General features: G+C 66.7%; 8 protein-coding genes, 2 pseudogenes and 1 other annotated feature. Of the genes and pseudogenes, 2 read left to right on the forward strand and 8 right to left on the reverse strand.

What is annotated here, in order from left to right; translation table 11 throughout:
• Positions 1 to 409: 409 nt before the first annotated feature.
• Complete coding sequence (locus OO71_RS31605; protein ID WP_033293623.1) at positions 410 to 3643, forward strand: bifunctional cytochrome P450/NADPH--P450 reductase; 3234 nt, start codon at positions 410 to 412, stop codon at positions 3641 to 3643.
• On the opposite strand, the gene OO71_RS31610 is transcribed toward OO71_RS31605, so the two are convergent.
• From OO71_RS31610 to OO71_RS52475, 7 genes and pseudogenes are all read right to left on the reverse strand, one after another.
• Positions 3616 to 4269 carry a TetR/AcrR family transcriptional regulator gene (locus OO71_RS31610; protein ID WP_051792496.1) on the reverse strand — a complete coding sequence of 218 codons (654 nt, stop codon included), beginning with the start codon at positions 4267 to 4269 and terminating at the stop codon, positions 3616 to 3618. The genes OO71_RS31605 and OO71_RS31610 overlap by 28 nt on opposite strands.
• A gap of 283 nt (positions 4270 to 4552) precedes the next feature.
• Positions 4553 to 4675 carry an IS3 family transposase gene (locus OO71_RS51005; protein WP_162186135.1) on the reverse strand — a complete coding sequence of 41 codons (123 nt, stop codon included), beginning with the start codon at positions 4673 to 4675 and terminating at the stop codon, positions 4553 to 4555.
• Between the two features lie 10 nt (positions 4676 to 4685).
• The gene (locus tag OO71_RS47785; RefSeq protein ID WP_156096640.1) at positions 4686 to 5462 is read right to left on the reverse strand and encodes an IS3 family transposase; all 777 of its coding nucleotides are present in this window, start codon (positions 5460 to 5462) and stop codon (positions 4686 to 4688) included.
• Positions 5370 to 5498, reverse strand: a sequence feature (AL1L pseudoknot). (Overlaps the previous gene by 93 nt.)
• Positions 5459 to 5644 carry a hypothetical protein gene (locus tag OO71_RS49390; protein ID WP_084145416.1) on the reverse strand — a complete coding sequence of 62 codons (186 nt, stop codon included), beginning with the start codon at positions 5642 to 5644 and terminating at the stop codon, positions 5459 to 5461. Its footprint overlaps the feature before it by 40 nt. Before OO71_RS49390 ends, OO71_RS47785 begins: the two co-directional genes overlap by 4 nt.
• A pseudogene (locus OO71_RS53440) lies at positions 5641 to 6697 on the reverse strand (IS3 family transposase). Before OO71_RS53440 ends, OO71_RS49390 begins: the two are co-directional and overlap by 4 nt.
• A 232-nt stretch (positions 6698 to 6929) precedes the next feature.
• Complete coding sequence (locus OO71_RS31640; RefSeq protein WP_162186136.1) at positions 6930 to 9827, reverse strand: M36 family metallopeptidase; 2898 nt, start codon at positions 9825 to 9827, stop codon at positions 6930 to 6932.
• A gap of 205 nt (positions 9828 to 10032) precedes the next feature.
• Positions 10033 to 10991 (reverse strand): annotated as a pseudogene (locus OO71_RS52475) (ATP-binding cassette domain-containing protein).
• Between the two features lie 257 nt (positions 10992 to 11248).
• Between OO71_RS52475 and OO71_RS31650 the strand changes: the two are divergent.
• On the forward strand, positions 11249 to 11506 hold the full coding sequence (locus OO71_RS31650; protein WP_156096641.1) for a hypothetical protein: 258 nt from the start codon (positions 11249 to 11251) through the stop codon (positions 11504 to 11506).
• A gap of 87 nt (positions 11507 to 11593) precedes the next feature.
• On the opposite strand, the gene OO71_RS52985 is transcribed toward OO71_RS31650, so the two are convergent.
• Positions 11594 to 11716 (reverse strand): hypothetical protein, encoded by a 123-nt coding sequence (locus OO71_RS52985; RefSeq protein ID WP_281178493.1) that lies wholly within the window; start codon positions 11714 to 11716, stop codon positions 11594 to 11596.
• Between the last annotated feature and the right edge of the window lie 18 nt (positions 11717 to 11734).

The following is an 11734-nucleotide window of genomic DNA, read 5'->3' on the forward strand; positions in this document are numbered from 1 at the left end:
AGAAGGCGTGCGGGGGAGTCCCGGCATGCGGCCGCTTCGGTGACGGCGGGGTCACGCTCTTCCGGTGGCCCGGGCACGGCACCCGCGACTGGTTCGGCTGCCGGCCGCAGCGCGCGTCCCCCCGAAAACGGCATGACGTTTGCGCCGGATCATCGACCGACCGTCCAGCACACGTCGCTTCGCATGGCTCGCCCGAGATCGGCCTCGAACGTCAGGCCAGCTGACGATGCCCGCTGACGTCCGGGCACTCCCGGCCACCATCGGCCAAGGAAGGGCACGCGCCCCCTCCGTCGCGGGTTGCGTCAACCGGTCACCTCGAAGACATGACCAAGCGACCTTGTCAAGTGATCAAGTCGACGCTAGGGTCGCCAGTAACCGACAATCTTCCTGGAGTTGAGGGAAATTCCCCATGAGAAGCACTCGCGTTCCGACGACGACTGAAACGATTCCGGAGCGCCCTTCACTGCCCTTGGTGGGCCATGCCCTGGAAGTTTCCAGGTCTCCCGACATGCTGCTGTACCTCATGGACCAGTTCAAGGAGCAAGGTCCGTTGTACCGGCTCCGCCTCTTCGGGTCCTCCCAGGTCATGGTTGGCGGCGGGGACCTGGTGACCGAACTGTCCGACGAGACGCGCTTCCGCAAGAACATGAACCCGGGTCAGCTCGAAGTCCGCGAGATTACGGGCGATGCGCTCTTCACTGCCTTCCACGACGAGCCGAACTGGCAGAAGGCGCACGACATCCTGATGCCGGCGTTCTCCATGGGCGCGATGCGTCGCTACCACGCGACGATGCTGCGCGCGGCCCGGAGCCTGATCGCCAAGTGGGACGGGGCCGTCGAACAGCAGGCCGTGGACGTGCCCGGCGACATGACCCGGCTGACCTTCGACACGATCGGCCTGACCGGATTCGGCTACGACTTCGAGTCGCTCCGCCGTGACGAGCCGCACCCCTTCGTCGCAGCCATGGCACGGTCGCTCGCCTTCGCACAGGTCAAAGCCGAATCGCTCCCGGGCGTGGAGAAGATCAGGCGGAAGCAGAGCGAACAGTTCCGCCGAGACCAAGAGTTGATGAGGAACCTCGTCGACAAGGTCATCCAGCAGCGCAGGGCCTCCGGCGACACGAGTACGGACGACCTGCTCGGGCGGATGTTGAACACCCGGGACACGACGACCGGCGAACTGCTGGACGACATCAACATCCGCTATCAGGTGCTCACCTTCCTCATTGCCGGACACGAGACCACCAGCGGGGCCTTGTCGTTCGCCCTGTACTACCTCACCAAGCACCCCGAAGTTCTCGCGCGGGCCCAGGCGGAGGTCGACGCCCTGTGGGGAGACAACGACGAACCCGATCCCGGGTACGGCGACGTCGGCAAGCTGACGTACATCCGCCAGATCCTCAGCGAGAGCCTGCGCCTGTGGCCGTCAGCGCCCGGCTACGGCGTCGAACCGCTGGAGGACACGGTCATCGGTGGCAGGTACGCCGTGCGCAAGGGCGAGACAATGATGATCATCACCCCGGCCCTCCACCGGGATCCCGCCTGGGGCGAGAACGTGGAGCTGTTCGACCCCCAGCGCTTCTCGCCGGAACGGGAGCAAGCCCGCTCCGTCCACCTGTACAAGCCGTTCGGAAACGGCGAACGCGCCTGCATCGGGCGGCAGTTCGCCCTCCACGAGGCCGCCCTGATGCTGGGCCTGCTGATCCACCGCTACCGCCTGATCGACCACACCAACTACCAGCTGAAGATCATGAGGACCCTCACGATCAAGGCCGACGGCTTCACCCTCCGATTGGCACGGCGCGCCGGCGTCGAGCGACGCCTGTCCGCCGTCGTGAGCGACCGGCCGGCACACCAGGGCCGGACCTCGGCCCGGCTCACTTCCGGCACGGCGTTGGCCTTCCTGCACGGGTCGAACCTTTCGACCGGTTCGGGCATAGCCCAAGATCTGGCTGCGGAGGGCCAGGAACGCGGTTTCACCACGTCCGTCGCGCCCCTTGAGGACGCCGTGGGCCGGCTGAAGGATGCCGAGGGCCCGGTGGTGATCGTGGCGGCTTCCTACAACGGCCAGCCCACCGACGACGCCAAGAAATTCATCGCCTGGTTGGAAGATCTGGAACCCGGCTCGCTCGACGGCGTCCAGTACGCCGTCCTCGGCCTCGGGGACCGCAACTGGGCCGCCACCTACCAGCGCATCCCGGCCTTCATCGACGAACGCCTGACCGCAGCAGGGGCCAGTCCCATTCTGGCGCGGGGCATTGCCGACGCCTCTGGTGACTTCTCCGGCGCGGTGGACCGGTGGACGGCCGATCTGTGGGCCACCCTCCTCGACCGGTACGGTGCCGCGCCGGACAGGACCGGCACCGCACCGCAGGCCCGGACTCACGAGGGCGAATCAGAGGTCGGCGAAGGACGATACGAGCTTCGGGACGCGTCCGCTTCAGTCACGGGCGAGCTCACGGCACGCCACGGTCTGGCCCCGATGAAGGTGCTTGACGCATACGAACTGGTCGACATGGCACACCCGCTGGGCCGCTCCAAGCGCTTCCTGAGGCTGCGGCTGCCGGACGGGACCACCTACCGCACCGGGGACCACCTCGCCGTACTTCCGCAGAACCCGGAGGCACTGGTCCAGCGGGTCGCGGTCCGGTTCGGCCTCGACTTGGCCCGCACGGTCCAGGTGCGGGCCCGTCGGCGCATGCGCAACTCGCTGCCCGTCGACCGGCCCCTGACGTTACGCCAACTGCTCACCGACTTCGTGGAGTTGCAGAACCCGGCCGGCCAGGAAGAGGTCGCGGTACTCGCCGAGCACATTCCCTGCCCGCCGGAACGCCGCCCGCTGATCGCGCTCGCCGGGGCCGAGCCAGCCGCCTTCCGTGAGCAGGTGACGGACCGCGGGACCAGTGTTCTCGACCTGCTGGAGCGGAATCGCGCCTGCGAGCTGCCATTTGAACGCTTCCTCGAACTGCTGCCCATCCAGCGCCCCCGCAACTACTCCATCTCCTCATCCGCCGAAGCGGCACCAGGTGAAGTGGATCTGATGGTGTCATTGCTCACCGCGCCGCACCGCAGCGGCGAGGGCACGTTTCACGGAACAACCTCGCACTACCTGCAGACAGTGCGGGCCGGCGCCTCGGTCCTGGCCCGGGTGCTGCCCTGCAACGAAACATTCCGGCTTCCCGAGGACGTGTCCGTCCCGGTCATCACGGTCAGCGCGGGTACCGGGCTGGCTCCTTTCCGCGGTGCCGTCCTCGACCGCGTGCATCGGGGTTCCACCGGCACCCTGTTGTGCTACTTCGGCTGCGATCACCCCGAGGTGGACTTTCTGCACCGCGACGAGCTGGAAGCGACCCAGACTGCCGGGGCCGTGACTCTGCGGACCGCTTTCATGCACGCGCCCGAAGACGGCGTCGTGTTCGTCCAGGACCGTATCGTGCGGGAGCGCGACGAGGTCTGGGCCGTGCTGGAAGCCGGCGGACGCGTCTATGTCTGCGGTGACGGGCGCCGCATGGCGCCCGCGATTCGGGAGGCGTTCATGGCGGTGTACCGCGAGAAGACCGGTGCGGCAGACGCCGAGGCCGCCGCGTGGCTTGCCGCCCTCATCGAGTCCGGTCGCTACAGCGAGGACGTGTGGGCCGGCTGACTGTCCTTTGCAGGCAGTAGCACCGGTTTCGTCCGGCCGACGGCAAAAGCGACGACGGACGAGACCAGCGTCTGCAGGCACACAGTCTCGGCCTCCTCGTCGCGCAGCGCGAAACGCTGCAGGGTGAGCCCGTCGAAGCCGGCCAGGAAGAACCTCGCGACCGTCTCCGGTGGCTGCGCGAGGTCCTGGCCGGTGCGCGCCGCGGTCCGTGCCACGAGATCTCCCGTCATCCGGAACATGTCGCGGTAGTGGCTTTCGAGCACCTCGCTCAGCCGGGGGGTGTGCAGGGCCAGCGTGCACAGCTCGTACAGCAACTTGTAGTTGGCCGGCCTCTCCTGCACGGTCCGCCACAAGCCGGCCGCCAGGGCCGCGATGGCCTCCGCGAAGTCCCCACCACAGGGTGCCGCCCGCTCCACCTGTGCAACCAAGTCACCCGTCAGGTGCCGCAGGACCCCGATGTACAGCTCTTCCTTCGTCCCGAACGTGTAGTGCACCGTCGCCTGGGCAACTCCGAGCTCGGCGGCGATGGCGCGGGTGTTCCCGGCAGCCAGCCCCTCCCTCACCATGAGGTCGATCGCGGCCTGGATCAACTGAGGACGGCGGACAGACGCTGGGACGTGGGCCATACCCAGATGATATCGACCGACCCGAAGCCCACCCAGTGGCTCGACCGGATCAACCCCACCGAATCGAGGAGAGCCATTTCCCGGAGGCCCGACGTCGCTTCCTGGCCTCCCGTTTCGCTTCGCGTGGCTGAGGTGGTCGGATCGCGGTGCAGCGGTGGTTTCGGTTGTTCGTGGTGGGGCGGGCATGGCCGTGGCCCGACACGCTGGTCGGGTTCTCCAGGGTTCCCCGGGTCGTGAGTGAGCGGGAGCGTGAACCGTGACGGGTAAGGGACCGGCTTGGGTGTCAGGCCAGCGCCGGGTGGCGTGGCAGGTGTTGAGCGTTGTCGGCGCTCTCGTACTCGACCGGCGTGAGGTAGTCCAGCCGGGAATGCAAGCGGGCGTTGTTGTACCAGTCGACCCACTCCATCACCGCGTACTCAACCTCGGCCAGGTTCGTGTGAACGGGCCGTGCCGGCTGACCAGTTCGGTCTGAACAGCCCGATGATCGACTCCGCCAAAGCGTTGTCATAGGCGTCACCGGCCGAACCTATGGGCGCCGATAACCCTTGCAGCGCGAGGGACTCGGTGAAGGCAACCGACGTATGTTGACTCCCGGCATCGCTGTGGTGGATCAACCCTGGCTCGACGGGATGCCCGTGGTGATCGCGCCGCCAGAGCGCCATGTTCACCAGGGCAGTCGTCTTCGCGCTCGCCGCGGTCCACTCGACGATGGCGCGGGAGCAGACATCGGAGACGAACGCGACGTAGGCCCATCCGGTCTGCGTCGACACGTAGGTGAAATCCGCCACCCACGCCCGGTTCGGGGCATCGGTGGTGACGTCCCGGTTGAGCCGGTCACCAGCCCGCACGCCGTCTTTGGCGCGGATCGTGGTTCGCGGTGGACGACCCCGGGTCACTCCCTGCAGGCCCAGGTCTCGCATGATGCGGTCGACGGTGCAGAACGCCACCTCGTGGCCTTGTCGGCGCAGCCAGCGGGTCATTTTCCGTCGCCCATCGACCGCCTCGGGCCTGTCGTGGGCATCCCGCAGGGTGTTGGTCAGGGAGGCGTCGGCGATATCCCGCTCCGACGGTGGCCGGCGGCGGGCCTTGCGGTAGGTCCTGGGCGCAATCTGGATCCCGTGCGCGCAGAGCACTCGGCAGATCGATTCGACGCCATGGACCTGGTGGTGTTCGTCGATAAACCCGACGATCAGCGGTGTCGAGGGTCGAGTCCCTGCGCGAAAAAAGCCGACGCCAGTTTCAGGATGTCGTTGGCCTGCCTGAGTTCCTTGTTCTCCTTGCGCAACCGGTCCAGCTCGGCGCGCTCGGTCGCGGCCAGCTCACCGGCCGCCGCGACGGGCGGCGTGAACCGTCTCGGGTTCGTTGCCGGCTTCACGTTGGGGGCGGCTCCGGCTGGAGCGTCGCTGTTCGAGCGTAGTAGGTGGCTTCGAACTCTTGGGGTGGGATGTAGCCGAGGGTGCTGTGCAGTCGCCTGTGGTTGTACCAGTCGACCCATTCCATGGTGGCGTACTCGATGTCGTCGACAGTCCTGGCCGGGTGCACCCGAAACGGACTGTTTCTGCAGATCACCTCAGTCTTGAACAGGCCGATAGTTGACTCGGCGAGCGCATTATCGTAGGCATCCCCGACACTGCCGATCGACGCCGCGATACCTTCAAGTGCGAAAGTCTCGGCGAATGCGATAGACGTAATATTGAGACCCGGCATCACTATGATGAATGAGATCGTCGCCTATCCGTCGCCCTTCGTGGTGGTTTTCACCTGTGTGGCGTGCCAGCCGACGATCGCCCGGGAGAAGCAGTCGATGACGAACGCGACGTAGACGAACCCGGACCAGGTCCGGCAGTAGGTGAAGTCGGTGACCCACTTCCGGTTCGGTGCTGTCGCGGTGAAGTCCCGGTCGAGCAGGTCAGGGGCACGCCGGCCGGGCCTGTCAGCGGGGATGGTGGTGCGGTGGCGGTCCCCTCGGACCAGCCCGGACAGGCCCTTGTCGCGCATCAGCCGATCTATCGTGCAGGCCGCTACACGGTGACCCTGGCGACGAAGGTGTGCGGTCATTTTCCGTCGCCCGTACATACCTTCCGGGGTGCCGGCCGTGGCGCGCAACGCGTCGATCAGATAGGCGTCGGCGATCGTCCGGTCCGATGGCCGACCCGGTAACGACAAGCACGCATCTGATCGATGAACTGACAGATCAGTGGTGGTGAGGGTCGAGTTCCCTCGCGAAGAAAATCGAGGCAGCCTTGGGAATTCCGTTGGCTTCTTTCAGGTCCCGGACCTCACGTCCGAGATCCCTGATCCGCTGCCGCTCGGTCGACGTTGGCCCGGGCACCTTGACCGCCACCCCATCCGCGGCCAACAGCACGATCCGCGCCTGCCGAGCCGGCCCCGCCGAGATTGACGACGACCGCAGCCACGACTCCAGCACCTCGCGCTCGACACCCTGCCCAAAGGCAGGGTGTCGAGCAGGTCGGGGTCGGGTGCCTGCTGGTTTGCCTCCTCGGCTTCGGCGAGCTGGGCTTCGCCGCAGCAGTCCCTTTGCCTGAACGAACAAGGTCTGCTGATCGCCGGGATGGTCCCTACGCAACCGGCACTGATCTGCTGAGGAGACCACCGCGCAGAGTCAACCCTGCAACTCCAGCACCGGATCAGCCAAAATCTTATGCCCGCTTGCCGAACACCAGCAGTTCACTGGCGGCCATGCTGGTGCAGCCACTCACTCCGGCCGCGGGACACCCGGCGTTCTCGGTAACCGCTTGCGGGGTAAGCAGCCAGAGCCGGATGAATCGCACACCCTGCCCGGTCGCCCCGGTGGGATCGACCCGCACCGCCTTGCCGATGTCACCGGGTGTGAATCTTCCAGTGGCCGCGGTCTGCCATGCCGCCCCATCAACGGATGTCTCGATCCGGTAGTCGCCAGTGGCCGCGGTTTTGTCAGTCCAACAGCCGTTGGAAGGGTCGACGGCAAAATGATCGACATTCAGCGTGGCCGGCAGTTCGATCGCGACGAACTTCGGGGTCTTTTCGGTTGGCTTACCTGCCGCGTCGAGGTCGGCGGTACTGGCCCAGGTGGTCCGCCGTGACCCGTCGACGACGCTTGCCGGGCCGCGTTCGCAGGAGGGCTCATCGACGTCGTTGGTCCCGGTCATGACAGCGCCACCGTCGGTATCGGTCCAGTTCCGGCGCACCTGCCAGTCCACAGTGGCACCCTCGGACGGGACGGTCACGGTGCGGCGCACCTGCTCCTCGTATCCAGCTCCGCCGACGCGAACATTCGGGTAGGTCCCAGGGAGCAGGCCATCGATCGTGTACGTGCCGTCCTGCTCACTCACTCCGGCGTAACGGCCGGCCGGTCCCGAACCCAGCCCCGCGATCACGACCGGCACGCCGGCGACCGGTGCGCCCGACCCGGCGTCGGTGACGGTGCCGCGCACCGTCGTCCGTGGTGTGCCGGCAGGCCGCGGGGTGTCGAAGTTCTCCACCGGATGCTGGTCGGAGCCGCCGATGGAGCCGGCAAAGAAACCCATGCCACGTGCCGCGAACACCTGCCACAGCTTCGCGACATGCTTGCCATGGTTGATCGCCTGGTCGGCTTGGATGATCGCGTTCCGCACGTCGAGCATCGAGGGATAAGTCGGGGAAAGCTCCAACCCGCGCGTCAGCAACGACCGGGTCAGCTCGCTGCCCAGTGCGGTGCGGACGTCCCACATCGTCTGAGACCAAATCTGGCCGTCGGCGTGTGCGTCGCTTCCGGGGCGGGAAGAGATCTTTCCCATGTCGCCGTAGGTGTATCCCCCAGGACCAGCCGCCGCCGTGCCAGGGCACGCGGGCGACGTCACGCCGACCGGGCAGTCGAGCGCCCTGCTGGTGGGCGCTCCGCCCCTGAGGTACAGCGGTATCTTGACCTCGCCGGGCTCCGCCGTATCGGTCACCAAACCCTTGTCGACCAGGTAGTCCTCGGCGTACCAGTCGCTCGAAGCCTCGCCAACCGCCCCACCCTGGAACGAACTGAGCGCCGGGACGTTGGTCGCGTCGACGACCAGCCGTGACGTCAGGCCGTGGGTGTACTCGTGGAAGACGACATCGGCGGAGTCGCTTCCGTTGACCGCGACGGAACCTTTGCCGATCAGGCCGGTCTGCAGGCGCCCCGGTTGCCCATCGGGAGGGGTAGTGAAGCCGGCACCCTCGAAGATGGGTCCGGGGAGCCCGTTCTCGGTCCCGGCCCCAAAGAGCGCTGCGGCCTCCACCGCGTCGCCACCGACACCCATGCCGGTGGAATTGACCTTCTGGAAGTTCCCTGCCGCCTCGGTGAATCCGATCGGGGCCGCCAGCAGATAGTCGTGCCACAGGTTGACGAAGTAAAAGTTCTGGGCGGCGATGCGGCTGGCATTGTCCCGCCACGACCACGCCACACCCGGATCCCAGGTACACACGAATTTCTGGCATCCCGGCTTGCCGGCGGGAAAGAAGCGCTTGAGCTGGAATCGATACCCGTCCGCACCCGCGGGCGCGATTTCCTCGTCCGGCTCGGTGGCGTCGTTAGCGTTGGCATCGGTGAAGGTGTGCACGTTGTTGCCCGACAGGGTTTTCGAATCTGGCGGTAGCCAGCCCTTGTCGTTCAGGTTCACCTGATGGGGCTCGCCACCGATCGCGGCACCCGGATAGTTGTCGACCACGTCGGCGTGCTGCCCGTTGGCTCCGGCGGCGGGTGGTCGCAGCGACGCGTCGGCTTTCCCAGCGGTGGCGGCCGGTTCGGCAGGGTGCTGGTGGGTGAGCTGCTGACGGTACAGCACGGCACCGGACTGTGCGTCGATCACATCCAACACCGGCTTCTTGGCGGACATGGTCACCGTCTGCCAAGCCCGGCGTATCCCGCCCGGCGCCGCGAACAGCACCTCTTTCGACGTGTCTCCCGCCGCAGGATCGAGACGGGGCTCTCCGGCGCCACGCTTCGAGATGCGGACGGCCTGTGCACCGCTGAGAGCAGCCTTCCCCGCCGGCGCCTTGACACCGGATACCGGCGAACCGGAGATGTTGATGATCCTGCCATCGCGGGCGACATTCACCTTGACCCCGTTGCCGAACAAGGTCAGTCCACCAGCCGTCTGTACGAACGACAGATGATGAATTCCCTCGATGTCCTCGTAGTCACGGGCCAGTTGCAGCCCGTTCAGGTCGTCTGCCGACAACCCGAACTCCTTGGCGTGCTCCCGCAGATAATCCATGGCCACTTCGCGGGCAGGTTTCCGGCTCGGCCCGGTGAGCATGCCGTCGAGCTTGCCGACCATGCGTGGGGTTCCGGTGAACCGGTCGATGTCGACGATTCCCTGGTCGCCCCGCTGCCGGTCGAGCCCTGTCGGTCGCGACCCTGCAGGCATCGCGGCCCCGCTCCAGCGACCGTTGCCTTGCCTGACATCGACCGAAACGGGCTCACTGGCTGCCCGGCCACCGGTCGGCCCGGCGCCGTCGACCGGCGCGGGACCGGCCGACACTGGCGCGGCAACCAGGGTCGCCGCGGCAATCAGCGCAACCAAACTCACCGCCCGTAACGTCGCCAAGGATCTACGATCGCCGGCCCGAGTCATCAAGTGTTTCCTCCTTGTGTGAACCCTGTTTGCGGGATATGGACGGTGCCGGCCGCATGTTCCGCGGACACCGATGTGATGAGCTGGATGGTCCAGGGGTGCTGTGGGTCATCCAGCACTGGTGCGGTCGACCCACCCTCGACGATCTCTCCGCTCTTGAGGACGATCGCGTGCTCGGTCATCCGGCGGACGACCGACAGGTCGTGGGTGATGAAAGCCTGCTGGTCTTGTAGCGGCTGCGGATGTCCCGCAGCAGTTCGAGGATCTGCGCCTGCACCGACACGTCGAGCGCGGCGACGGGCTCGTCACAGATGAGCAGTCGGGGCCGCACCGCGATTGCTCGGGCGATCGCCACCCGCTGCCGCTCTCCCCGGACAGGGTGCTCGGCTTGCGCGCCACGTACTCGGCAGGCAGGCCGACCATCGGCGGCAGCTCGCGAACTTCGCTGGTCTCGCCAGCCCTGCCGGCTCGGTCGCCGCGGGCCCGGACCGCTTCGGCGAGCGTCGCCCCGATCGTCATCGCGCGATTCAGTGACGAGTACGGGTCCTGGAACACCACCTGCATGTGGCGGCGTACCGCGGTACGCCGCGCCCGCCCTGGCTTGGTGTAGTCGCTGATGTCGTTGCCGGCCAACGTGATCATCCCACCGTCGGTGCGGGCCAGCCCAAGCACGCAGCGGGCGATCGTCGTCTTGCCCGGCCCGGTCTCGCCGACCAACCCCATCGACTCTCCCTCGGCGATGGCGAAGGAAACGCCGTTCACCACAGTGGTCGTGCGAGCCTTGCCGGCCAGTCCGGACACCAGGTACCGCTTGACGAGCTCCTCGACCTGCAGCAAAGATGGTTTTCCGCTCGGCCGTGGCTGATCAGCTGCTTCCGTACGGTGATCCTGCAGGGCCCGCACGTCGGGCCGGAACTCCTCGATACGCCGGCATGCCGTGCGATGCACCGCATTCACGGCCACCAGCGGCGGCCGGGACGTGACGCAGGTGTCGGCGCGCCAGCCGCAGCGTTCCGAGAACGCACACACATCGGCCACCGAGTCGGCGGCCGGGACGCGTCCGGGGATCGTCGTGAGGTTCGGCGCGTAGTGCGACATCGACAGCTCCGCATCAAGCAAGGCGGCGGACACGGCCATCAACTCAGCGGACCTGGCCAGCTGGCCGCGCGGACAAGTGAGCCGGCTTCGGCTGGGTGATCGACATATCCGGCCCTTCCACGCTGACTGATCCGGGGCTGCTCCCGAGTCTCACAATCAGCAAGATGCAACATGACGTAGAACTATTCTACCATCTGAGCAATTGCTGAACCGTCCCGGGTTCGGTGCCGCTTGCGTCCTTGTGGGGGATGTGGATCATGTCCAGGCGCTACCCGCCTGAGCGGCGTGCCCGGGCGGTGAAGATGGTGTTCGACCACCTCGACGAGTACTGGCCGGTCTGCGCCGCCTGTCAGCCATCGGGCCGAAGGTCGGGTGTGGGTGTCGAGTCGCTGCGCCGGTGGACGGTGCAAGCCCAAGTCGATGCCCGGCAGGTGCCCGGGCCAACGTCGAACGAGCGGCAGCGGATCGAGGATCTCGGGCGTGAGGTCCGGGACCTGAAAGAAGCTAACGGAATTCTCAAGGCTGCCTCGATTTTCTTCGCGAGGGAATTCTGACGGGGGTCGGTGAAACTCCTCAGGGGTACTCGCTGAAATTCCCCAGCTGAGGAGAGCAGCATAGCCGTTGTCAGCGGTGAAGTGCGATCACTCCTTCGGGGCGGTGATCGGGATCTGCGGACGTGCCACTTCGGGCGTGGTGAGCAGCGCGACGATGCTGACCGGGCCGCTGCAGTGCGGGCAGTCTCGTTGCGCCGCGAGTTGCGACATCGGCGCGGGTGGCGGGAC

The sequence above is a fragment of the Amycolatopsis jejuensis genome (assembly GCF_000717335.1).
GTDB lineage: Bacteria > Actinomycetota > Actinomycetes > Mycobacteriales > Pseudonocardiaceae > Amycolatopsis > Amycolatopsis jejuensis.